This window comes from Pantoea sp. X85, from assembly GCF_029623675.1.
Classification (GTDB): Bacteria; Pseudomonadota; Gammaproteobacteria; order Enterobacterales; family Enterobacteriaceae; genus Pantoea; species Pantoea leporis.
Genome location: NZ_CP121108.1, coordinates 805,356 through 828,570, shown reverse-complemented (window position 1 = coordinate 828,570; position 23,215 = coordinate 805,356). Strand labels below are relative to the sequence as shown.

Annotated in this window: 18 protein-coding genes; 9 read left to right on the top strand and 9 right to left on the bottom strand. The window is 54.8% G+C overall.

The genetic code is table 11. The features are described 5' to 3' along the window. The first annotated feature begins 173 nt into the window (after positions 1-173). The 4 genes from P6287_RS03720 (at position 174) to P6287_RS03705 (ending at position 4,690) form a co-directional block, all read left to right on the top strand. Positions 174-1,322 carry an iron-containing alcohol dehydrogenase gene (locus tag P6287_RS03720; protein ID WP_277974533.1) on the top strand — a complete coding sequence of 383 codons (1,149 nt, stop codon included), beginning with the start codon at positions 174-176 and terminating at the stop codon, positions 1,320-1,322. A 17-nt stretch (positions 1,323-1,339) separates the two neighbouring features. Beyond that, complete coding sequence (locus tag P6287_RS03715) at positions 1,340-2,224, top strand: dihydrodipicolinate synthase family protein (protein WP_110867544.1); 885 nt, start codon at positions 1,340-1,342, stop codon at positions 2,222-2,224. A gap of 143 nt (positions 2,225-2,367) precedes the next feature. After that, entirely contained in the window at positions 2,368-3,321 is a 954-nt protein-coding gene (locus P6287_RS03710; protein ID WP_277974532.1) for a phosphoglycerate dehydrogenase, read from the top strand. A gap of 43 nt (positions 3,322-3,364) precedes the next feature. After that, positions 3,365-4,690 carry an MFS transporter gene (locus P6287_RS03705; RefSeq protein WP_210080858.1) on the top strand — a complete coding sequence of 442 codons (1,326 nt, stop codon included), beginning with the start codon at positions 3,365-3,367 and terminating at the stop codon, positions 4,688-4,690. Positions 4,691-4,728: 38 nt separating this feature from the next. Here P6287_RS03705 and yacL read toward each other — a convergent pair whose 3' ends face one another. From yacL to P6287_RS03690, 3 genes are all read right to left on the bottom strand, one after another. Continuing rightward, positions 4,729-5,091 (bottom strand): protein YacL, encoded by a 363-nt coding sequence (gene yacL / locus P6287_RS03700; protein WP_277974531.1) that lies wholly within the window; start codon positions 5,089-5,091, stop codon positions 4,729-4,731. A gap of 170 nt (positions 5,092-5,261) precedes the next feature. Then, complete coding sequence (acnB, locus tag P6287_RS03695; RefSeq protein ID WP_101762089.1) at positions 5,262-7,859, bottom strand: bifunctional aconitate hydratase 2/2-methylisocitrate dehydratase; 2,598 nt, start codon at positions 7,857-7,859, stop codon at positions 5,262-5,264. 237 nt (positions 7,860-8,096) lie between these two features. Beyond that, entirely contained in the window at positions 8,097-8,354 is a 258-nt protein-coding gene (locus tag P6287_RS03690) for an aldo/keto reductase (RefSeq protein WP_277974530.1), read from the bottom strand. Between the two features lie 101 nt (positions 8,355-8,455). Between P6287_RS03690 and P6287_RS03685 the strand changes: the two genes are divergently transcribed. Next, a complete protein-coding gene (locus tag P6287_RS03685) occupies positions 8,456-8,608 on the top strand; it encodes a hypothetical protein (RefSeq protein WP_277974529.1) in 153 nt (50 codons plus the stop codon). Between the two features lie 571 nt (positions 8,609-9,179). On the opposite strand, the gene lpdA is transcribed toward P6287_RS03685, so the two are convergent. The 4 genes from lpdA to pdhR all read right to left on the bottom strand — a co-directional run bounded on the left by lpdA (position 9,180) and on the right by pdhR (position 16,246). Beyond that, entirely contained in the window at positions 9,180-10,604 is a 1,425-nt protein-coding gene (lpdA, locus tag P6287_RS03680) for a dihydrolipoyl dehydrogenase (protein WP_008108560.1), read from the bottom strand. A 173-nt stretch (positions 10,605-10,777) separates the two neighbouring features. Further along, on the bottom strand, positions 10,778-12,673 hold the full coding sequence (aceF, locus tag P6287_RS03675; RefSeq protein ID WP_277974528.1) for a pyruvate dehydrogenase complex dihydrolipoyllysine-residue acetyltransferase: 1,896 nt from the start codon (positions 12,671-12,673) through the stop codon (positions 10,778-10,780). Between the two features lie 14 nt (positions 12,674-12,687). After that, positions 12,688-15,354: a pyruvate dehydrogenase (acetyl-transferring), homodimeric type gene (gene aceE, locus P6287_RS03670; RefSeq protein WP_101762093.1), complete on the bottom strand. Its 2,667-nt coding sequence runs from the start codon at positions 15,352-15,354 to the stop codon at positions 12,688-12,690. A gap of 127 nt (positions 15,355-15,481) precedes the next feature. Beyond that, entirely contained in the window at positions 15,482-16,246 is a 765-nt protein-coding gene (gene pdhR, locus P6287_RS03665; RefSeq protein WP_008108566.1) for a pyruvate dehydrogenase complex transcriptional repressor PdhR, read from the bottom strand. 513 nt (positions 16,247-16,759) lie between these two features. Here pdhR and aroP point away from each other — a divergent pair. The 3 genes from aroP (at position 16,760) to P6287_RS03650 (ending at position 20,634) form a co-directional block, all read left to right on the top strand. Then, a complete protein-coding gene (gene aroP, locus P6287_RS03660; RefSeq protein WP_110867537.1) occupies positions 16,760-18,115 on the top strand; it encodes an aromatic amino acid transporter AroP in 1,356 nt (451 codons plus the stop codon). A gap of 162 nt (positions 18,116-18,277) precedes the next feature. Further along, the gene (locus P6287_RS03655; RefSeq protein WP_277974527.1) at positions 18,278-19,684 is read left to right on the top strand and encodes an MFS transporter; all 1,407 of its coding nucleotides are present in this window, start codon (positions 18,278-18,280) and stop codon (positions 19,682-19,684) included. Next, entirely contained in the window at positions 19,681-20,634 is a 954-nt protein-coding gene (locus tag P6287_RS03650) for a family 43 glycosylhydrolase (protein WP_277974526.1), read from the top strand. The genes P6287_RS03655 and P6287_RS03650 overlap by 4 nt, the downstream gene beginning before the upstream one ends. On the opposite strand, the gene ampE is transcribed toward P6287_RS03650, so the two are convergent. Both ampE and ampD read right to left on the bottom strand, forming a co-directional pair. Then, on the bottom strand, positions 20,616-21,470 hold the full coding sequence (gene ampE, locus P6287_RS03645; protein WP_101762098.1) for a beta-lactamase regulator AmpE: 855 nt from the start codon (positions 21,468-21,470) through the stop codon (positions 20,616-20,618). The two genes, P6287_RS03650 and ampE, sit on opposite strands and share 19 nt — an antisense overlap. A gap of 16 nt (positions 21,471-21,486) precedes the next feature. Beyond that, positions 21,487-22,038 (bottom strand): 1,6-anhydro-N-acetylmuramyl-L-alanine amidase AmpD, encoded by a 552-nt coding sequence (gene ampD / locus P6287_RS03640; RefSeq protein WP_217549099.1) that lies wholly within the window; start codon positions 22,036-22,038, stop codon positions 21,487-21,489. A 181-nt stretch (positions 22,039-22,219) separates the two neighbouring features. Between ampD and nadC the strand changes: the two genes are divergently transcribed. Then, positions 22,220-23,116 carry a carboxylating nicotinate-nucleotide diphosphorylase gene (gene nadC / locus P6287_RS03635; RefSeq protein ID WP_277974525.1) on the top strand — a complete coding sequence of 299 codons (897 nt, stop codon included), beginning with the start codon at positions 22,220-22,222 and terminating at the stop codon, positions 23,114-23,116. Positions 23,117-23,215: the final 99 nt, after the last annotated feature.

Here is a 23,215-nt window from a genome sequence, read left to right as displayed (position 1 = left end):
TCTTCCGGCCGCTGCCGGGCTGCAATGATTATATTCAATCATGATTGATTATATGTGAGCAAGATCAAATTAATCGAAATCAATTTGCCCTATAAAATTAGGCACTGCAGTGATGAAACTCGCGCCTATTGAGCAAAATCAATCATTCCGCGCAAGAAACGTAAGGGTAAGAGATGAATATTAACAGCACCGTGATCAGTGGCTTTCAGGCGCTTAATGACCTCAGCTATTTACTGCAAGGTAAAGACAAAGCGCTGCTGGTGACCGATAAGAATATTGAAGGCATTCCGGCGGTACAAAAGCTGATCGCCCAGCTCACGCAGCAAATTGCCAGCCTGAGCATCGTCAACACGGTGCCGCCAGAGCCTAGCCAGCACGATGTGGCGGCCATTGTCGCCGCGCTGCCGAGCACCGATGTGGATCTGGTGATTGGCATCGGCGGTGGCAGCGTACTGGATGTCGCTAAGCTGCTGTCGATTCTATGTGTCGAAGATGCGCCAACGCTGGAGGCGTTACTGGCTGGTGAGAAGCCGCACACGCGCACCACTTCGCTGCTGATTCCGACCACCGCAGGTACTGGCTCGGAAGCCACGCCCAACGCGATTCTGGCGATCCCCGAGAAAGAGACCAAAGTCGGCATTATCACGCCGGTGATGCTGCCAGATTATGTCGCGCTGGTGCCAGAACTCACCACCAGCATGCCAGCGCACATCGCCTCTTCCACCGGTATCGATGCGCTGTGCCATTTGATTGAGTGTTTTACCGCGACCGTGGCGAACCCGGTGAGCGATAACTATGCGCTGATCGGCATGAAAAAGCTGTTTGCCAGCCTCGAAACCACTATCGCCGAACCCGACAATCTCGAAGCGCGCCTGAATATGCTGTGGGCGTCTTATTACGGTGGTGCATCGATTGCGCATGCCGGTACGCATCTGGTGCACGCCATGTCTTATCCGCTGGGCGGCAAATATCACCTGCCGCACGGCGTCGCCAACGCCATTCTCCTCGCGCCCTGCATGCGCTTTGTACGACCGGCGGCGGTGAGCAAATTCGCTCAGGTTTACGATCTGCTGCCGGATGCCGACATCACGCTGGACGACGAAGCCAAATCCCACGCGCTGGTGACGTATTTTGCCGCACTGGTGAAGCGCCTGAAGCTGCCCGCCAGCCTGGAAGAGCTGGGTATCGGCCCGGATCATCTGCCGTATCTGGTGGAAGCCGCGCTCGACGTGCAGCGCCTGATGAAGAATGTACCGATGAAAGTGGGCGCCGTTGACGTACGCAACGTCTACCTGACGCTGTTTCCGGCTTTAAATCATTAAGGATTATCGAGGACAACATGAGTAAGAAAATTCAGGGCGTATTAACCGCCATCGTCACCACCTTTGATCGCGACGGCGCATTCAACCCAGCCGCCCAGCGCGAGCAGGTACAACGCCAGTTAAGCGCCGGCAACGGTATCTTCTGCGGCGGCACCAACGGCGAATTCTTCGTGCTGAACGAACAGGAGAAGCTGGCGGTGACGCAGACCTGCGTCGATGAAGTGAACGGCAGCGCACCGGTGGTGGCGCACATTGGCGAGATCTCCACGCGTGAAACCATTCGCCTTGGGAAACAAGTGGCGAAGCTGGGCGTGGATGCGGTTTCGGTGATCACACCCTATTTCGTGCCGCTAAAGCAGGAAGAGCTGATTGCCCATTATCGCGCGGTGGCTGACGCCATCGACGTGCCGCTGTTCCTTTACAACATTCCGGCGCGCACCGGCAACACGCTGCAACCGGAAACCGTACGTACGCTGGCCGCACACCCGAACATCATCGGCATCAAAGACAGCGCCGGCAGCTATGAGAGCCTGAGCGGCTTCCTGCAAGCGGCTGCAGGCATCAACGGTTTTGATGTGCTGAACGGCCCGGATTCGCTGATCCATCAGGGCTTTGTCGACGGCTGTTCGGCCTGTATTTCTGGCCTTGCTAACGTGGCGCCTAAAGAGATCAACGCAATTTGGGCGCGCTTCCATGCCGGCGATATCGAAGGTTCGCGTTTGGCGCAAGAGAATGTGACCGGTCTGCGCACCGATCTGTATAGCGTCGGCTTCTCTCCCGCCGCAGTGAAAAAAGCAGTGACGCTGCTTGGTTTTGAGGTTGGTGACAGCCGCTACGCGGTGAGTTTCTCAGCCGAAGAAGAGCAGAAGATCCGCCAGATTGTGAATCAGTATTTGCAGTAATTAGAGTCATCACCATAGCAGCGTGAAGCCGATTTCAATCGCCGCACAAGCCGTAGCGGCGCGATTTTTCGCGCAATAAATTGCGCCGCTACGATGCATGCGATCCGCGGGAACGGTATTTATTTTCAACATCGGGAAGAATTATGAAAGTCATCTGTACCTCACCGTCGTTTGCAAAATATGACGCGACGCCGATAACTACGCTGCAACAGCACGGTTTTGAGCTGATCACGCTGCCCGCCGATGCGCCGCTGAGCGCACTCCAGCCGCATCTGGCGGACACCGTGGCGCTGATCGTGGCTTTTACCGACATCAACGAAGAGCTGCTGGCGTTAGCACCGCAGCTGAAAATCGTCTGTAAGCACGGCGTTGGCGTCGACAACATCAATCTGGATGCCACGCGTGCACGCGGGATTTACGTCACCAACGTGCCGGATGCCAACAAACATGCTGTCGCTGATTTCGCCTTTGCTTTGATCCTTAACAGCGCGCGGCAGATCACCCAAGCCGCCATCGAAACCCGAGCGGGCAGCTGGCCGCGTATTTTTGCCACCGACGTATACGGTAAAACACTGGGTATCATCGGGCTGGGTAATATTGGCAAGCAGGTCGCGCTGCGCGCCAGAGGTTTCAACATGCGGGTGATCGCGTTTGATTTTTATCCTGATGAGCCGTTTGCTGCTGAACACGGCATCGACTTCGTCACGCTGGATCAGCTGACCGAAACCAGCGATTTCATCACTCTGCACATGCCGCTTACCGATAAAACGCAGAATCTGTTTGATGCCGCGCGCCTCAAACGCATGAAGAAAAATGCCTTCCTGATTAATGCCTCACGCGGCGGCGTGGTGAATGAGCAGGATCTTTATCAGGCGCTGCTGGATAACGTGATCGCCGGAGCAGCGGCTGACGTGTTTGTGCAGGAACCGCTGACCGAGCATCCGCTGTTCACGCTCAGCAACTTCATTCCTACTTCGCACATTGCCGGTTACACCGACGGTGCGATCAGTGCGGTTGGTGAACGCTGCGTGACGCAAATTTTGCAGTGCATCCAACGGGGCGAACGCCCAATCAACGTGATGAACGGGCTGGAATAACACGCCACCTTTCTCTGTAACCTTTTTCGAGTGGATAATTACTATGATTAACTCTGCGCGCTCGAGTCGTATCCGTTGGTGGATTGCTGGCCTGATGTGGCTGGCCATCGCCATTAACTACATTGACCGCACCGTTCTCTCGGCAGCGGCTCCGCATCTGATCAAAGAGCTCGATATCAATCCTGAAATGATGGGCTTCATCATGGCGGCGTTCTTCTGGTCTTATGCGCTGTTGCAGATCCCGGCGGGCTGGTTTGCCGATCGCTTCGGCCAGAAAAAAGGGCTTGGTATCGCCGTCGGCTGGTGGTCGATCGCCACCATGGCGATGGGACTGGCGACCGGCTTTAAATCGCTGCTGGCGCTGCGTTTAGCACTCGGCGTCGGTGAAGCCGCCGCCTATCCCAGCAACGCGGGCATTACCGCGCGCTGGTTCCCGGATCGCGAACGCGCCACGGTTTCTGGCCTGTTCGACAGTGCCTCCAAATTTGGTGGTGCGGTGGCCATGCCGTTGATCGTCTTTATGATCGCCCTGTTCGACTGGCGTCTGACCTTCCTCGCTATAGGCGCGCTGGGCTTGTTCTGGGTGATTGCCTGGTACTTTATCTACGCCGAGAATCCGGAAGATCATAAGTCGATAAGCCAGCAAGAGGTGCGCTTCATCCGTAATGGTCAGACGCAAAAGCACGGCGACAAAAGCGTGCGTCCGATGAAGTGGTACAAGCTGCTGCGCTACCGCAATATCTGGGCAATGTGCATTGGCTTTTTCACCATCAACTACACCTCCTATTTCTTTATTACCTGGTTGCCGACCTATCTGGTGAAAGATAAAGGCATGGATTTCCTCAAAATGGGGATGGTGGCTGCGCTGCCGCTGATCTGTGGCATGGTGATTGAAGTGCTGGCGGGTTGGGCATCGGATCGCATGGTGCATAACAAAGTGCTGTCGCTGACCGCTACACGAAAACTGTTTCTCACCATCGGCCTGCTGATGGCGCTGTGTATCGGATTTGCCCCGTTCACCGATTCGGTGTTTATGACCGTGCTGCTGCTGTGTATCGCCAAATCCGGTACCACCGTGGCGGCATCACAAGTGTGGGCCTTGCCGGGCGATGTGGCACCGCAAAACAGCGTGTCGATTGTGGCGGGGCTGCAGAATACCGTTTCAAACATGGGCGGCGCGGTGGGTCCAATCATAACCGGCGCGATTGTTGGCGCAACCGGTCACTTTACCTGGGCGCTGGTGTTCTCGGCGGTGCTGGTGGTAATTGGCATTCTTAACTATCTGTTCCTGATGGGTAAAGTTGAACCTATCGTCGATGAGGAACAGGTGACGCATGCGCATTCCGTGGCAAGTGGCGCGACGCGGTAATCGGCTGGGTCGCCATCAATGGCGACCTTACTGTTTAGCTATTTACTGGCAATAAACAGCCGATAAGCGGCAATCACTGCGAGAAAATCGTCGACGCCACAGAAAGAGAGGCTCTCTTCGTCGTAATAAGTCATGCCCTCTTCCATGCCGTCATCTTCCAGCGCCAGCTGGTTGGCACGAATCATCACCTCTTCATCATCCAGCCACAGCGTGTATTCATGCCCGACACGCTGCCACTGATTGATGGTGCCTTTCACCTGTTGGGCGGCGGCCTCAACCTCATCCAGCAACGGCAGATTGTCTTTGACCTCTTCGTTGAACCAGTGCCCCACCGCTTCGTGGTCCATCGACATACGCACTTTGACCTGACCGGTCAAATCACGCAGAAATTCATATTCCATGATTGCCTCATACTGATGACGCGCTGTGCAGCACAGTGTTAGTGCATTTTGTGCGCAGCACGCTGAATAAAGTGGGATCGCGCTCGCATTATGCCTGGAGATGTCAGCGGAAAAAAGGGCATAAAAAAAGGGACGATTTTCATCGTCCCCTTGTTCATCCCGATAACCGATTAAACGGCAGTCTGGAAGATCACTGTGTCGGCTTTGTCAGTGTATTGTCCCAGCTGATCAAAGTTGAGGTAGCGATACGTGTCAGCCGCGGTTTTATCAACCTGCAGCATGAACTGCTGATACTCGTCCGGCGTTGGCAGCTTGCCAAGCAGCGAAGCGACCGCCGCCAGTTCCGCTGACGCCAGGAAGACGTTCGCTCCGGTACCCAGACGGTTCGGGAAGTTACGGGTTGAGGTGGAAACCACCGTCGCGCCGTCTGCCACACGCGCCTGGTTACCCATGCACAGTGAACAGCCCGGAATTTCGATACGCGCACCGCTCTTACCAAAGACGCTGTAATAGCCCTCTTCGGTCAGCTGGGCGGCGTCCATTTTGGTTGGCGGCGCAACCCACAGACGGGTTGGCAGCTGGCCTTTATGGGCATCCAGCAGCTTACCGGCCGCGCGGAAGTGACCGATGTTGGTCATGCACGAACCGATGAACACTTCGTCAATCTTCTCGCCCTGCACGTCAGACAACCAACGCGCGTCGTCTGGATCGTTCGGTGCGCACAGAATTGGCTCTTTGATCTCGGCCAGATCGATATCGATCACCGCCGCGTATTCAGCATCCGCATCGCCTTCCAGCAGTTGCGGATCGGCCAGCCATTTCTGCATGCCTTCAATGCGGCGCTCCAGCGTACGACGATCGCCGTAGCCTTCCGAGATCATCCACTTCAGCAGCACGATGTTCGAGTTGAGATACTCGATGATCGGCTCTTTATCCAGCTTGATGGTACAGCCGGCAGCAGAACGCTCAGCCGAGGCATCGGTCAGCTCAAATGCCTGCTCAACTTTCAGTTTCGGTAGACCCTCGATTTCCAGCACGCGGCCAGAGAAGATGTTTTTCTTCCCTTTCTTCTCAACGGTCAGCAAGCCAGCTTTGATCGCATACAGCGGGATGGCGTGTACCAGATCGCGCAGGGTGATACCCGGCTGCATTTCGCCTTTGAAGCGCACCAGCACCGATTCCGGCATATCCAGCGGCATCACGCCCGTCGCAGCAGCAAACGCCACCAGACCAGAGCCTGCCGGGAAGGAAATACCGATTGGGAAACGGGTGTGTGAGTCACCGCCGGTACCAACGGTATCTGGCAGCAGCATACGGTTCAGCCAGCTATGGATAACGCCATCGCCCGGACGCAGCGACACGCCGCCACGGTTCATGATGAAGTCTGGCAGCGTATGGTGCGTGGTCACGTCAACCGGCTTCGGATAGGCGGCGGTGTGGCAGAATGACTGCATCACCAGGTCAGCGGAGAAGCCGAGGCACGCCAGGTCTTTCAGTTCATCACGGGTCATTGGACCGGTGGTGTCCTGAGAACCGACAGAGGTCATTTTTGGTTCGCAGTATGAGCCCGGACGGACACCCTCTACGCCGCACGCGCGGCCGACCATTTTCTGCGCCAGCGAGTAACCGCGGGTGCTAACAGCCACATCTTTGGCTTGCACGAACACATCGCTATGCGGCAGACCCAGCGATTCGCGCGCTTTGGTGGTCAGGCCGCGACCGATGATCAGCGGAATACGACCGCCAGCACGGACTTCGTCCAGCAGCACGTCGGTTTTCAGCTCAAAGGTCGCCAACAATTCGTCGGTTTCGTGATTGCGCACTTCGCCTTTGTACGGGTAAACGTCAATGACATCGCCCATGTTCAGACGATCAACGTCGAGCTCGATCGGCAAGGCGCCCGCATCTTCCATGGTGTTGAAGAAGATAGGAGCGATTTTACCGCCGAGGCACAGACCGCCGCCCTTTTTGTTCGGCACGTAAGGAATATCGTCGCCCATAAACCACAGCACCGAGTTGGTGGCGGATTTACGCGAAGAACCGGTACCGACCACGTCACCGACGTAGGTTAGCGGGAAGCCTTTAGTCTGCAGTGCTTCGATCTGTTTGATCGGGCCAATGTTACCCGCATCGTCGGGTTCGATGCCTTCACGGGCGTTCTTCAGCATTGCCAGCGCGTGCAGTGGAATATCCGGACGTGACCATGCATCCGGCGCCGGAGAGAGGTCGTCGGTGTTGGTTTCGCCGGTCACTTTGAACACGGTGGTGGTAATTTTTTCAGCCAGTTTTGGACGCTTCAGGAACCATTCGGCATCGGCCCAGGACTGGATAATTTTTTTCGCGTGTGGGTTACCCGCTTTGGCTTTCTCTTCGACATCGTAGAAGTTATCGAACATCAGCAGCGTGTGAGACAGGGCTTCGGCAGCAATCGGTGCTAAGGCTTCATCTTCTAACGCTTCAATCAGCGCATGGATGTTATAACCGCCCTGCATGGTGCCCAGCAGCTCAACGGCTTTTTCGCGAGTAACCAGAGGAGAGTGGGCTTCGCCCTTAGTGACAGCTGCCAGGAAACCGGCTTTTACGTACGCCGCTTCATCAACACCTGGTGGGACACGGTTGACCAACAGGTCGGTCAGGAATTCTTCTTCACCCGCTGGCGGGTTTTTCAGCAGTTCAACCAGCGCGGCCATTTGGGAAGCATCTAACGGCTTAGGTACGATTCCCTGGGCAGCACGCTCGGCAACGTGCTTACGGTATTCTTCTAGCACGACGTTCTCCTCGCTCTCATTGTATAGCTTTCCGGTGCACCCCTTGATGCTGTCGAACAGTAGGGTGAGGTGCCCGGTTCCGCGTGGGGCAGCATAGCAGCATTTCGCCTGATTGTTAATCTGTTTACAAAAAAGCAACATTCGTGCGTTTTTTAGCAGCTTCATCTGCAAATTGAGCGGGATCACATAAAAAGTAGGCTATGAAAGCCTGCTTGTTCTTATGTACGGAGAAGAGTGTTAACGATCAACCAGCACGAATTCGCTGTCGTTATAGCGTTCGCCCAGAATATTTTTCTCGCTAAACAACTCGTCCAGCGTGGCGACGTCCGTATGACGTAATGCTAAATCGGCGGCGGCGCAGTTCTGTTCCAGATGGGCGATTTTGCTGGCGCCGGGAATCGGCACAATAAACTCGCCTTTTGCCAGCACCCACGCTAACGCTAGCTGAGCGGCTGTTGCATCATAACCTCCAGCCATCTCGTTAAGTTGATTCACTAACTTCTGGTTATGAGCCTGCGCATTCTGCAGGGTAGTAATGAGCGATATTACAGGCAGCCCGTGCGGGCGTAGGCATTGCCTTTCTGCATGAAGCTACGGTGCGGGAAGTTTTAATTCGCGTTGAGTTAGTGGAAATACTGGCGAACTTCACTCAGGTAAAAGAAGGATTCTGGCTCTACTATCCGAGCCGGAAATATCTGCCCGTGCCACCAAGTCATTTTATTGATCGGCTTAAAGAAATTAATTTTTAATTAAAAACATCCATTACGCGATCTATTTAAATGATTAGATAATATAAAAATCCATTAATTATAAATAATTTAAAATATTAGATGAAATAAAAGAAGTTTGGCGTAGACTGCCTGCGGGCGCTTGAGGCAACTTGCTTCAAGCTGAAAAGATTGGGGTAGGTTGTGGAGCGTAAAACCGTGCAGTTAACTTTCATTAACCGCACGGGCAAGCATCATACCCTAACACCTGAGAAATGTCAGGGTAGTCGCTTGCTCGTGCTAAATCAAGAGGAACGTGACTATGAAGTCTATATTCAGCAAGCTGATTATCAGCGGGCTCATTCTATTAGGATTGTGTCTGGTTAATCGCAGTTCACTCTGTGAATTACGATTACGGATATTCACTGCTGAATTATCGGCTGTTATGGCTTACGAAGCGCAACAGTAAAAATTCACTAGCGGGAGTCCGCTCCCGCTATTCCGGCATTGCGCATGTGTTAGCTCTTGCGCCTTTTTTATTTGTTTATTTAAATAGAACCACTAATAAAAAACGGCTCCTTAAAGGAGCCGTTAATTTATTCAAAGCGCGAACTTATTTCTTTTTCGCTTTCGGGTTCGGCAGGTCAGTGATGCTACCTTCGAACACTTCGGCAGCCAGGCCAACTGATTCATGCAGCGTTGGGTGCGCGTGAATGGTCAGAGCGATATCTTCGGCATCACAGCCCATTTCAATCGCCAGACCGATTTCACCCAGCAGCTCGCCGCCGTTGGTGCCGACAATCGCACCACCGATAACACGGTGAGTCTCTTTGTCGAAGATCAGTTTAGTCATGCCGTCTGCACAATCAGACGCAATAGCACGGCCTGAAGCGGCCCACGGGAAGGTGGACACTTCGTAGCTGATGCCTTTCTCTTTGGCTTCTTTCTCGGTCAGACCAACCCAGGCAACTTCTGGCTCGGTGTAAGCAATGGATGGGATCACTTTCGGGTCGAAGTAGTGCTTCAGACCCGAGATCACTTCCGCCGCTACGTGGCCTTCATGCACACCTTTGTGCGCCAGCATTGGCTGACCCACGATGTCACCGATAGCGTAGATGTGCGGTACGTTGGTGCGCATCTGCTTGTCGACGCGGATAAAGCCGCGATCGTCCACTTCCACGCCTGCTTTACCCGCATCAAGGCCTTTACCGTTCGGTACGCGACCAATCGCCACCAGCACCGCATCATAACGCTGTGCGTCAGCTGGCGCTTTTTTACCTTCCATCGATACGTAGATACCGTCGTCTTTCGCTTCAACAGCGGTCACTTTGGTTTCCAGCATCAGGTTGAATTTCTTGCTGATACGCTTGGTAAAGACTTTCACTACGTCTTTATCAGCAGCCGGGATCACCTGGTCGAACATCTCAACCACGTCGATCTCTGAACCCAGCGCTTTATAAACGGTGGCCATTTCCAGACCGATGATGCCGCCGCCCATAACCAGCAGACGCTTCGGCACTTCTTTCAGTTCCAGCGCATCGGTTGAGTCCCACACGCGCGGATCGTTGTGCGGAATGAATGGCAGTTCGATTGGACGAGAACCGGCCGCGATGATCGCGTTATCGAAGTTAATGGTGGTTGCGCCACCTTCACCTTCGACCACCAGCGTGTTAGCACCGGTGAATTTGCCGAGGCCAGTCACCACTTTCACTTTACGACCTTTCGCCATACCCGCGAGGCCGCCAGTGAGCTGGTTGATCACCTTCTCTTTCCACGAACGAATTTTGTCGATGTCAGTTTGCGGCTGGCCAAACACGATACCGTGCTCTTCCAGGGCTTTTGCTTCGTCGATCACTTTGGCGACGTGCAGCAGCGCTTTTGACGGGATACAGCCTACGTTCAGACAAACACCGCCGAGGGTGCTGTAACGCTCAACGATTACGGTTTCCAGACCTAAATCAGCGCAACGGAAGGCTGCAGAGTAACCTGCAGGACCTGCCCCAAGTACCACGACTTGAGTTTTAATCTCTGTACTCATCATGACCTCTTGTTTGATTACCGGCAGTCAGGAAAAAGCTTTTCCCAAGCTCTAATGCCCTATATCCGCCGGGACATTTCACCGCGAGAGTTTACAGAATTGTTAACAAACTGCCAACCGCGGCAACATTGAATGCTTACAACAAGGCCGGCTTTCGCCGGCCTTGATTAACTTCACATCACCAGACGGCGAATGTCGGACAGTGTGTTGTTGATGATGGTGATAAAGCGCGCACCATCAGCACCGTCGATCACGCGGTGGTCGAAGGAGAGTGAGATCGGCATCATCAGACGCGGCTCAAACTCTTTACCGTTCCACACCGGCTCCATCGCTGACTTGGAAACACCAAGGATAGCCACTTCCGGCGCGTTGACGATTGGCGCGAAGTGCGTGGTGCCCAGGCCGCCAAGGCTGGAGATGGTGAAGCAACCGCCCTGCATGTCGCCGGCGGTCAGCTTGCCATCACGCGCTTTCTTCGAAATCGCCATCAGCTCGCGGGACAGTTCAGTGATGCCTTTCTTGTTCACATCTTTGAACACCGGAACCACCAGACCGTTTGGCGTATCAACCGCCACACCGATGTTGATGTATTTCTTCAGCGTCAGTTTCTGTGCATCTTCAGACAGTGAACTGTTGAAGCGTGGCATCTGCTCAAGAGCAGCGGCAACGGCTTTCATGATGAACACCACTGGCGTGAATTTTACATCCAGTTTGCGTTTCTCTGCTTCGGCATTCTGCTGTTTGCGGAACGCTTCCAGATCGGTGATATCGGTTTTGTCGAAGTGCGTAACGTGCGGGATCACCACCCAGTTACGGCTCAGGTTGGCACCCGAGATTTTCTGGATACGACCCAGTTCCACTTCTTCAATTTCGCCGAACTTGCTGAAGTCCACTTTCGGCCAAGGCAACAGACCTGGCAGGCTTCCGCCGCTGGCTGCTGCAGCCGGAGCCGCTTCAGTGCGTTTCACCGCGTCTTTGACGTAAGTCTGCACGTCTTCTTTCAGGATGCGACCTTTACGGCCGGTACCTTTGACTTTCGCCAGGTTAACACCGAACTCGCGCGCCAGGCGACGAATCACCGGCGTCGCGTGTACGTAAGCATCGTTCTCAGCGAACTCGCCTTTCGCATCCGCTTTCGCTGCTGCTGGGGCCGCTGCCGGTTTCGCGGCTTCTGCCGCTGGAGCCGCTTCCTGCTTAGCCGCAGGCGCCGCAGCCGGTGCCGCGCCTTCCACTTCGAACACCATGATCAGTTTACCGGTGCTGACTTTATCGCCAGTCGACACTTTCAACTCTTTCACGATACCGGCGAAAGGTGCAGGCACTTCCATTGAGGCTTTGTCGCCTTCCACCACGATCAGGGATTGCTCAGCAGCGACTTTGTCGCCCACTTTCACCAGGATCTCGGTGACTTCAACTTCGTCGCCACCAATGTCTGGGACGTTGACGTCTTTAGCGCCAGAAGCCGCAGGTGCTGCTGCTGGAGCCGCTTCCTGTTTAGCTGCTGGAGCAGCCGCCGGCGCTGCGCCTTCTGCTTCGAACACCATGATCAGTGAACCGGTGTTCACTTTGTCGCCGGTGGAGATTTTGATCTCTTTCACCACGCCCGCGAACGGTGCCGGGACTTCCATTGAGGCTTTGTCGCCTTCAACGGTGATCAACGACTGCTCAGCCGTTACGGTGTCGCCCACTTTCACCAGGATCTCAGTGACTTCAACTTCGTCGCCGCCGATGTCCGGTACGTTGACTTCTTTACTGACCGCAGCAGCGGCAGCAGCTGGAGCAGGAGCGGCTTCCGCTTTCTTCTCTTCTGCTGGCGCTGGCGCCGCTTCTGCGGCACCTTCTGCGTCAAAAATCATAATCAGCGAGCCGGTTTCGACTTTGTCGCCGGTCGAGATTTTGATCTCTTTAACCACGCCCGCCTGCGGCGAAGGCACTTCCATGGAGGCTTTATCGCCTTCCACGGTGATCAGCGACTGTTCAGCTTCAACTTTGTCGCCCACCTTTACCAGGATTTCGGTGACTTCAACTTCGTCTGCCCCGATGTCCGGTACGTTAATTTCGATAGCCATTACTCTCTTACCTCTTATGCCAGACGCGGGTTAACTTTATCGGCGTCGATATTGAATTTGGTGATGGCTTCTGCCACCACTTTCTTATCGATTTCACCGCGTTTAGCCAGCTCACCCAGCGCAGCCACAACCACATACGATGCATCCACTTCGAAGTGGTGACGCAGGTTTTCACGGCTGTCAGAACGACCGAAGCCATCGGTACCCAACACGCGATAATCGCTGGAAGGCACGTAGCTGCGCACCTGTTCTGCGAACAGCTTCATGTAGTCGGTCGATGCGACGGCCGGTGCTTCGTTCATCACTTGCGCGATGTAAGGTACGCGTGGCTCATCGGTTGGGTGCAGCATGTTCCAGCGCTCACAATCCTGACCATCACGCGCCAGCTCGGTGAACGAGGTCACGCTGTAGACGTCAGAAGCGATGCCGTAATCTTTCGCCAGGATCTGCGCGGCTTCACGCACGTGACGCAGAATTGAACCTGAACCCAGCAGCTGCACTTTGCCTTTGCTACCTTCTACGGTTTCCAGCTTGTAGATACCCTTACGGATACCCTCTTCCGCACCCTGCGGCATCGCAGGCATGTGGTAGTTTTCGTTCAGCGTGGTGATGTAGTAGTAGATGTTTTCCTGCGCTTCGCCGTACATACGCACCAGGCCATCTTGCATGATGACCGCGATTTCGTACGCGTAAGACGGATCGTAAGAGATACAGTTCGGGATAGTCAGCGACTGAATGTGGCTGTGACCATCTTCGTGCTGCAAGCCTTCGCCGTTCAGCGTAGTACGACCTGAAGTACCGCCCACCAGGAAGCCGCGTGCCTGCATATCGCCGGCCAGCCACATCAGATCGCCGATGCGCTGGAAGCCGAACATCGAGTAATAGATGTAGAACGGAATCATCGGCAGGTTGTTGGTGCTGTAAGAGGTCGCCGCCGCCAGCCAGGATGAACCTGCGCCCAGCTCGTTGATCCCTTCCTGCAGAATCTGGCCTTTCTCGTCTTCTTTATAGTACGCAACCTGCTCGCGGTCCTGCGGGGTGTACTGCTGACCGTTCGGGCTGTAGATACCAATCTGACGGAACAGACCTTCCATACCGAAGGTACGGGCTTCGTCGGCAAGGATTGGAACCAGACGATCTTTGATCGACTTGTTCTTCAGCATCACGTTCAATGCACGCACGAAGGCGATGGTGGTGGAGATCTCTTTATTCTGCTCTTCCAGCAGTGGACGGAACTCTTCCAGCGTTGGCATTTCCAGCTTCTCGCTGAACTCCGCCTGACGCGTTGGCAGGTAGCCGCCCAACTTCTCACGCTGACCGTGCAGATAGTTGTACTCTTCAGAGCCTTTTTCGAAGGTGACGTATGGCAGCTCTTCGATTTTGTCATCGGCAACCGGCACATTGAAGCGATCGCGGATGTAGCGAACGCCATCCATGTTCATCTTCTTAACCTGGTGCGCGATGTTTTTACCTTCAGCAGTGTCACCCATGCCATAACCTTTGATGGTATGGGCCAGAATCAGCGTTGGCTGACCTTTGGTTTCCTGCGCTTTTTTCAGTGCAGCGTAGACTTTCTTCGGATCGTGGCCGCCGCGGTTCAGCGCGAAGATCTCTTCGTCTGACCAGTCTTTCACCAGAGCTGCGGTTTCCGGATATTTACCGAAGAAGTGCTCACGTACGTACGCGCCGTTACGGGATTTGAAGGTCTGATAATCGCCATCAACGGTTTCGTTCATCAGCTGAATCAGCTTGCCGCTGGTGTCCTGACGCAGCAGTTCATCCCAACGACCGCCCCAAATCACTTTGATCACGTTCCAGCCAGCACCGGCAAAGATGCCTTCCAACTCGTTGATGATCTTACCGTTACCGGTGACCGGGCCGTCCAGACGCTGCAGGTTACAGTTGATGATGAACACCAGGTTGTCCAGCTTCTCGCGGGTGGCGATGGTGATCGCACCTTTGGATTCCGGCTCATCCATCTCGCCATCACCGAGGAAGGCGTAAACGGTTTGTGCTGAGGTGTCTTTCAGACCGCGGTGTTCCAGATACTTCAGGAATTTCGCCTGATAGATCGCGTTCAACGGACCCAGGCCCATTGATACGGTTGGGAACTGCCAGAAGTCCGGCATCAGTTTCGGGTGCGGGTAAGAAGAGAGACCTTTGCCCTGCACTTCCTGACGGAAGTTGTTCATTTGGTCTTCGCTCAAGCGACCTTCAAGGAAGGCGCGGGCGTAGATACCTGGAGAAATGTGACCCTGGAAGAAAACCAGATCGCCGCCGTCTTTGTCGCTACGCGCGCGGAAGAAGTGGTTAAAGCACACTTCATAAATGGTCGCGGAAGACTGGAAGGAGGACATATGGCCACCCAACTCCAGATCTTTCTTCGACGCACGCAGCACCGACATGATGGCGTTCCAACGAATTGCGGAACGGATACGACGTTCAAGAGAGGTGTTGCCCGGATAGTCCGGCTCATCTTCAACAGCAATAGAGTTAATGTAGTTGCTGATTGCAGAGGAACCTGCGGCAACTTTCACGCCACCTTTGCGTGCTGCACTCATTACCTGATCAATCAGATACTGCGCGCGCTCAACACCTTCTTCACGGATGACCGATTCGATCGCTTGTAGCCAATCACGAGTTTCGATCGGATCCACGTCATTCTGTAAACGTTCTGACATGGGGTGTATTCCTTATCTGTGTCTAATACGTTGAAATTATCAGGAGCCTGTCTTCTTGTGCTTTGCTTCTGGTTCACAGCACAAGAAGACAGGCCCGTCGTGTTTTCCGCACGTTCGTTGCCGTGCGTTATTCCTTACGTTGCTGTAAACGACGCAGGGAGCGTTCACGACGACTCTGCTCCCGACTTCTATCCAGCAAGATTTCCTCAATGAACGCCAGGTGACGATGAGATGCCTCGCGTGCTTGTTCTGGCTCACGAGCCACAATCGCCTCGTAGATACTGGCGCGGTGACCGCTCACTTTCGCCAGCATTTCCCGACGAGCGTAGAGCAATTCAAAATTCTGACGGACGTTTTGTTCCAGCATAGGGCCCATGGAACGCAGCAGATGCAGCAACACCACATTATGGGCGGCTTCTGTGACAGCGATCTGATACTTCATCACTGCATCCGCTTCGGCGTCGAGATCGCCGCTGTCCTGTGCCTGCTGAATATGAACATGGCAGTCGCGGATGCGCTGCAGATCTTCATCGGTGCCACGCAGTGCCGCGTAATAGGCTGCCACGCCTTCCAGCGCATGGCGGGTTTCCAGCAGGTCAAACTGAGATTCTGGATGTTCGGCAAGCAGACCGACCAGCGGGTCGCTCAGGCTTTGCCAGAGATTTTTTTGGACGAAGGTGCCGCCGCCCTGACGACGTAGCAGCAGGCCTTTAGCTTCCAGGCTCTGAATCGCTTCGCGCAAGGATGGACGTGAGACATCAAACTGTTTCGCCAGTTCACGCTCGGGGAGCAGTTTTTCACCCGGCTGGAGCGTCCCTTCCATAATGAGGGATTCCAGCTGTTGCTCAATCGCATCGGAGAGCTTGGGTTGGCGAATTTTACTGTAGGCCATCTTCCCTTCTTATCAGCCAAACGTCCGGAGTAAATTGGTAATACCAATTGAAAAATGGTGCCGGTAAAGTAACAAAGTATTCACCTTGTGTCTATATGGGTGCGGTCACACTTCAGGGGATGATCGCAGCGCTGGTGCGCTAACCTACCGGCATCAAGCGAGAAATCCCACGCACACGGCAAATGTTAATGAATTGCACTTTTACCTAACCTTACACTGAGTTAGCGCCCAGAAAACGGCCCAACCATAAGGGAAACCTATTCGTGTTCACCCTTTTTTCATGGCAGAAATACTGCGACGGGCGCGCAGAGGATGCTGCTGCTTTTTCAGTCATCTCTCAGCACAAAAAGCAAAAGCAGGTGCAAACTGACGCGCTTATCACTATTCTGAACGCCGTGGTAGCTCATGCATGCACACAGCACGCCAGATACCGTAAAGAAAAGAATACATTAAGGTAAACAGCCTTACAGTGCGCGCACTGCAGGTGCACAATAACAACATCACGAGGTTTGTATGGAACAACAGCATGGCGACACGCTGCACCGCGGCTTAAAGAATCGCCATATTCAGCTGATTGCGCTGGGCGGAGCCGTAGGTACTGGCCTGTTTCTGGGTAGCGCATCAGTGATTCAATCGGCCGGTCCGGCCGTGATTCTGGGATATGCGATTGCCGGTTTTATTGCCTTTCTGATCATGCGCCAACTCGGCGAGATGGTGGTTGAAGAGCCGGTTGCCGGCAGCTTCAGTCACTTCGCCTACAAATATTGGGGCAACTTCGCCGGTTTCGCCTCGGGCTGGAACTATTGGGTGCTGTATGTGCTGGTTGCCATGGCCGAACTCACCGCTGTGGGCAAGTACGTACAATTCTGGTGGCCTGACTTCCCTACCTGGGCCACCGCCGCCATCTTCTTTGTATTGATCAACGCCATTAACCTGACCAACGTCAAAGTGTTCGGTGAGATGGAGTTCTGGTTCGCGATTATCAAAGTGGTCGCGGTCATCGGCATGATTCTGTTCGGTGGCTGGTTGCTGTTTAGCGGCAACGGAGGCCCGCAGGCGAGCGTCAGCAACCTGTGGGATCAGGGCGGCTTCCTGCCGCACGGCATGACCGGATTGGTGATGATGATGGCAATCATTATGTTCTCGTTTGGTGGTCTGGAGCTGGTGGGCATCACTGCCGCAGAAGCCGACAATCCACAAGAGAGCATCCCGAAAGCCACCAATCAGGTGTTGTGGCGTATTCTGATTTTCTATATTGGCTCACTGGCGGTGCTGCTTTCGCTGCTGCCGTGGACGCGCGTGACGGCGGATACCAGCCCGTTCGTGCTGATTTTTCATGAGCTGGGCGATGCCTTTGTGGCCAACGCGCTGAACGTGGTAATCCTGACGGCGGCGCTGTCGGTCTACAACAGCTGCGTTTACTGCAACAGCCGCATGCTGTTCGGCCTGGCGCAACAGGGTAACGCGCCGAAAGCATTGCTGAAAGTGGACAGTCGCGGCGTGCCGGTCGCCACCATTCTGGTCTCAGCCGTGGCGACCCTGCTGTGTGTACTGATCAACTACCTGATGCCAGGCGAAGCCTTTGGCCTGCTGATGGCGCTGGTGGTTTCCGCACTGGTGATCAACTGGGCGATGATCAGCCTCGCGCATCTGAAATTCCGTAAAAAGAAAGATCAGCAAGGTGTCACCACGCGCTTCAAAGCGGTGCTCTATCCGCTGGGTAACTGGATTTGCCTGGTGTTCCTCGCCGGTGTGTTGGTCATTATGCTGATGACGCCAGGCATGGCGATATCGGTATGGTTGATTCCGGTATGGCTGGTGATTCTGGCTATCGGTTACACCATCAAGAACAAACTACAGAAAGCGTAATGTTGTTCCCTGCCCGGCACACTGATGCCGGGCAGCACTTCTGATCTGGCTCACACTTTTCCCCGCCCGCGCGTTTTGTCCATCTACCCGACCATTTGCTCCCCAGCAGATTACTGATTTTGCACAGATAATTCCTGCTCATCATATCGCTGGAGACGATCAATGAAAGGAGCAGCCCTCTCGTTCAGAGAGAAACTGGGATATGGCATGGGCGATGCCGGATGCAACATGATTGGCGGTGCCATCATGCTGTTCCTCAATTATTTCTACACTGATGTGTTTGGTTTAGCCCCGGCGCTGGTCGGTACACTATTACTGTCGGTACGCGTACTTGATGCGGTAACCGATCCGATCATGGGCGCCATTGCCGATCGTACGCAAAGTCGCTGGGGCCGCTTCCGTCCGTGGCTGCTGTGGGTTTCCGTGCCTTACGTGCTGTTTAGCGTGCTGATGTTCACCACGCCGGAGTGGAGCTATGACAACAAGGTTATCTGGGCGTTTGTCACTTACTTTCTGATGTCACTCACTTACACCGCCATCAACATTCCTTACTGCTCGCTGGGCGGTGTGATCACCAACGATCCGGGTGAGCGCGTGTCATGTCAGTCCTATCGCTTTGTGATGGTGGGCATTGCCACGCTGATCCTCTCACTTTCGCTGCTGCCGATGGCCGAATGGTTTGGCGGCGACAACAAAGCGCGCGGTTACCAAATGGCCATGGGCGTGCTAGCGCTGATCGGTTTGGCGATGTTCCTGTTCTGTTTTGCCAATGTGCGTGAACGCATTCATCCCGCGACGCCAAGCAACGATGATTTGAAACAAGATTTGCGCGACGTGTGGAAAAACGATCAGTGGGTGCGCATTCTGCTGCTGACCTTCTGCAACGTCTGCCCCGGTTTTATCCGCATGGCCGCCACCATGTACTACGTCACCTGGGTGATGGGGCAATCAACGCACTTTGCCACGCTGTTTATCAGCCTTGGCGTCATCGGCATGATGTTCGGCAGCACGCTGGCAAAAATCCTCACCGATCGCTGGTGCAAGCTCAAGGTGTTCTTCTGGACCAACATCGCGCTGGCGCTGTTCTCGTGCGGCTTCTACTGGATTGATCCGCACGCCACCGTCGCGGTGGTCATCGCCTACTTCCTGCTGAATATCCTGCACCAGATTCCCTCGCCGCTGCACTGGTCGCTGATGGCCGACGTGGATGATTACGGCGAATGGAAAACCGGCAAACGCATCACTGGTATGAGCTTCTCCGGCAACCTGTTCTTCCTCAAAGTGGGGCTGGCGGTGGCGGGGGCGATGGTCGGTTTCCTGCTGTCGATTTATGGCTACGATGCCGGCGCAAAACAGCAGGCCCCCAACGCGATTAACGGCATCATGCTGCTGTTCACGGTCATTCCGGGCGTGGGATATCTGATCACTGCCGGCGTGGTGCGTTTAATGAAAGTGGATCGCAACTTAATGCGTACGATTCAGGCCGATCTGGCGCTGCGCCGTGCCCATTCACACCACGAATCCCCTATCGCGTCCTCTGCGACCGCGCAACCAGGAGAGATCAAATGAGCTGGCCCAATCCTTTTATTACGCAACGCGCCGATCCCTTTATTCTGCGCCATGCCGATGGCTACTATTTTATCGCCTCGGTGCCGAAATATGACCGACTGGAGATTCGCTATGCCTCAACGCTGGCTGGCCTGATTGAGGCAGAAGCGGTAACGGTGTGGCACAAACCGGATACCGGCCCGTTTAGCGCGCTGATCTGGGCGCCAGAACTGCATCACATCAACGGGCAATGGGTGATCTATTTCGCTGCCGCACCGACGCGGGCGATAAAAGATGGCCTGTTCCAGCACCGCATGTATGCGCTGGTGTGTAATGATGCCGATCCGCTGAGCGGTAACTGGCAGCCCTGCCGCCGCGTACATACGCCCATCGACTCCTTCTCACTGGACGCCACCTACTTCCACCATCAAGGTAAACACTGGTATCTGTGGGCGCAAAAAGATCCGGCGATTCCCGGAAACTCTAACCTGTATCTTGCCGAGTTGCTCAATCCGTGGACGCTAAAAAGCGCCCCACTGATGCTGAGCCGACCGGAGTATGAATGGGAGTGCGCGGGATTCAGCGTCAACGAAGGACCGGCGGTGATTCAGCATGGCGACCAGCTGTTTGTCACCTATTCCGCCAGCGCGACCGATGAAAATTACTGTCTGGGGATATTAAGCATTGATGTGTTAGCCGATCCGCTCAACATCAACGCCTGGCGTAAATCCGCGCGGCCGGTATTTGCCACCAGCTGGGATAATCAGCAATACGGACCGGGACACAACAGCTTTACGGTGGATGAAGCGGGAAGAGCGGTGCTGGTGTATCACGCGCGCAATTACACCGAAATTGAGGGCGATCCGCTGTGGGATCCGAATCGCCATACGCGCTTGAAATATTTCGACTGGCGTGAAGACGGCACACCGGATTTTGGCGTGCCGCCAGCCGATCACACCAGCGTGCCGTAGATCGTCAACAGCGCGACCACCACCACCAGCACCAGAGAAATACGTTTCGCCAACGCCACTGCAACACGTGGCGTTTCGACTTTATCCATGTGCGGATCGCGCGCCAGCGAGAACTGCGCCAGGCTGGTCAGCACCTGATATTGCGGGCGATGCAGATCGCCCAGCGCGGCAAACCACGCTGGCAGCGCACGTTCGCCGTGGCCGAGCAGCGCGTAAGCCACGCCGGCCAAACGCACGGGGATCCAGTCCAAAACGTGCAGCAGACGATCAACGCCAGACTGCGAGCGCGCCAGCGGCGACTGATGCTTCGCCAGCCAGCTCTGCCAGGCGCGCAGAAACGCATAACCCACCAGCAGCACCGGGCCGTAAGGTCCACCGACCACAAACCAGAACAGCGGCGCAAGATAGAAGCGGAAGTTAATCCAAATCAGCGCGTTCTGCAGTTCACGCAGGAACTCGCGCTCGCTGCACTCAACCGGCACGCCGTGAATCAGCGTCAGTTCGGCCGCCATCGCCTGATGCGCCGCTTCATCGTCATGGCTCGCGGCTTTGAGATAGCTGTGATAGTGCAGTCGCACCGAACCCGCGCCAATACACAGCAATCCCACCAAAATCCAGAACAGCAGTTGCGCCACGCCAAACAAGATGCCTTTCAGGCTCCACACCACCAGCCAGACGATCAGCATCGCTATCACTGTCATCATCAGCGTGCGCAGCAGGGAAAAACGCTGGCGGCCACGAAACAGCGGCTCCAGTCGATGGTCCAGTTGCCAATGCTCACCCAACTTAAACAGGCGTTCCCAACCTAAAACCAATAACAAGCTAAACAACGTCATACCCGCTCCTGCTGTCTCAGGGATTCTCCTGCCTGATGGATTCTCTATAGCGCAACCAGTCAAAAGAGGAACCGGGATCGGTTTTCCGCTCTGGTGCGATATCGCTATGGCCGGTGATGCGCGCAGGCGTCAACGGATAGTGCTGCAGCAGGAGTTGAGTCACCTGTTGCAAAGTCGCGTACTGGGCATCGGTATAGGGCAGCGTATCAGTGCCTTCCAGTTCAATGCCCATGGAAAAATCGTTGCAGCTTTCACGTCCTTCAAACTGCGACACGCCGGCGTGCCAGGCGCGCTGATCGAAAGAGACGTATTGCACCAGCTCGCCGTCGCGACGGATTAAACAGTGCGCCGCCACGCGTAAATGGGCGATGTCCGCAAAATAGGGATGCGCATCTGCAGGCAACGTGCCGGTAAATAAGCGATCAATCCACGGCCCGCCAAACTCACCGGGCGGTAAACTGATGTTGTGAATCACCAACAGCGAGGGCACTTCATCATTTGGACGCTGATTGAAGTGTGGTGAAGGTACTTTACGCGCGCTGGTAATCCAGCCCTCTTCCAGTTTCATGCTGTTAAATCCTAAGCAAAATCAGGCTGAGAATAACATGTTTCACCCAGCAGACTTGCGACTTAATGCGCCGACGCGGCCGAGTTCAGGATACTAAACATTTCACCGCCAGCAACTGGCAATGGTCGATAAATCAGGCTAAGGTGAGCGCAAGAAATTTCGTCTTGTGAAGGGGCAAACCATGGCAACGCGTCGTTACGATCCCGATCATCGCCGTCAGGAACTGATTAAACGTATAGAACAGGATATCCCGGAAGCCGTTGCCCGGGCGCTTCAGGAGGATTTAGGCGGCGAAGTGGATGCGAATCGCGATATCACCGCGTTGCTGCTGCCAGCAGAAAAGCAGGCGGTGGCAAAAGTCATCACCCGTGAAGCCGGTGTTTTTTGTGGTAAACGCTGGGTAGAGGAAGTATTTATCCAGCTCGGTAATAAAGTCACTCTTAACTGGCATGTAGAAGATGGACAAGCGCTGGTTGCCGATCAGCTGCTGTTCGAGCTTACCGGCCCGGCGCGCCTGCTGTTAACCGCAGAACGCACCGCACTCAACTTCGTGCAGACGCTCTCTGGCGTGGCCACCGAGGTCAGCCGTTATGTCGCCCTGCTGGCGGGCAGCCAAACCCAGTTGCTTGATACACGCAAGACCTTGCCAGGACTGCGTACCGCGCTGAAATATGCGGTGTTGTGCGGTGGCGGTAATAACCACCGTTTAGGCCTGTCGGATGCTTTCCTGATAAAAGAAAACCACATTATCGCCAGCGGCTCGGTGCGTAACGCCGTAGAAAAAGCGCTGTGGCTGTCGCCGGATGTGCCGGTAGAAGTTGAAGTTGAATCGCTGGCGGAACTGCAGGATGCCATCGATGCCGGAGCGGACATCATCATGCTCGACAACTTCAGCCTTGAGATGATGCATGCAGCGGTTGCGCTTACCCACAAACGCGCGCTGCTGGAAGTCTCTGGCAACGTAACCGAAACCACGCTGCCACAAATTGCCCAGACTGGCGTTGATTATGTCTCTGTCGGCGCGCTGACCAAACATGTGCGCGCGCTGGATCTGTCGATGCGTTTCCGCGAGCTTTAATGCCTCGTTCTGCCGCGTGTTAGTGCGGCCGATATGCGAGCTGGCTTCCAAAATGCTGTTATCTCCGCTGTAAATCTGACGATTCTCTGCGCGATGCTT

Coding starts and splice junctions, on each gene's coding strand:
- P6287_RS03720 (WP_277974533.1), top strand. CDS start 174: ATGAATATTAACAGCACCGTGATCAGTGGCTTTCAGGCGCTTAATGAC.
- P6287_RS03715 (WP_110867544.1), top strand. CDS start 1,340: ATGAGTAAGAAAATTCAGGGCGTATTAACCGCCATCGTCACCACCTTT.
- P6287_RS03710 (WP_277974532.1), top strand. CDS start 2,368: ATGAAAGTCATCTGTACCTCACCGTCGTTTGCAAAATATGACGCGACG.
- P6287_RS03705 (WP_210080858.1), top strand. CDS start 3,365: ATGATTAACTCTGCGCGCTCGAGTCGTATCCGTTGGTGGATTGCTGGC.
- yacL (WP_277974531.1), bottom strand. CDS start 5,091: ATGGAATATGAATTTCTGCGTGATTTGACCGGTCAGGTCAAAGTGCGT.
- lpdA (WP_008108560.1), bottom strand. CDS start 10,604: ATGAGTACAGAGATTAAAACTCAAGTCGTGGTACTTGGGGCAGGTCCT.
- aceF (WP_277974528.1), bottom strand. CDS start 12,673: ATGGCTATCGAAATTAACGTACCGGACATCGGGGCAGACGAAGTTGAA.
- aceE (WP_101762093.1), bottom strand. CDS start 15,354: ATGTCAGAACGTTTACAGAATGACGTGGATCCGATCGAAACTCGTGAT.
- pdhR (WP_008108566.1), bottom strand. CDS start 16,246: ATGGCCTACAGTAAAATTCGCCAACCCAAGCTCTCCGATGCGATTGAG.
- aroP (WP_110867537.1), top strand. CDS start 16,760: ATGGAACAACAGCATGGCGACACGCTGCACCGCGGCTTAAAGAATCGC.
- P6287_RS03655 (WP_277974527.1), top strand. CDS start 18,278: ATGAAAGGAGCAGCCCTCTCGTTCAGAGAGAAACTGGGATATGGCATG.
- P6287_RS03650 (WP_277974526.1), top strand. CDS start 19,681: ATGAGCTGGCCCAATCCTTTTATTACGCAACGCGCCGATCCCTTTATT.
- ampE (WP_101762098.1), bottom strand. CDS start 21,470: ATGACGTTGTTTAGCTTGTTATTGGTTTTAGGTTGGGAACGCCTGTTT.
- ampD (WP_217549099.1), bottom strand. CDS start 22,038: ATGAAACTGGAAGAGGGCTGGATTACCAGCGCGCGTAAAGTACCTTCA.
- nadC (WP_277974525.1), top strand. CDS start 22,220: ATGGCAACGCGTCGTTACGATCCCGATCATCGCCGTCAGGAACTGATT.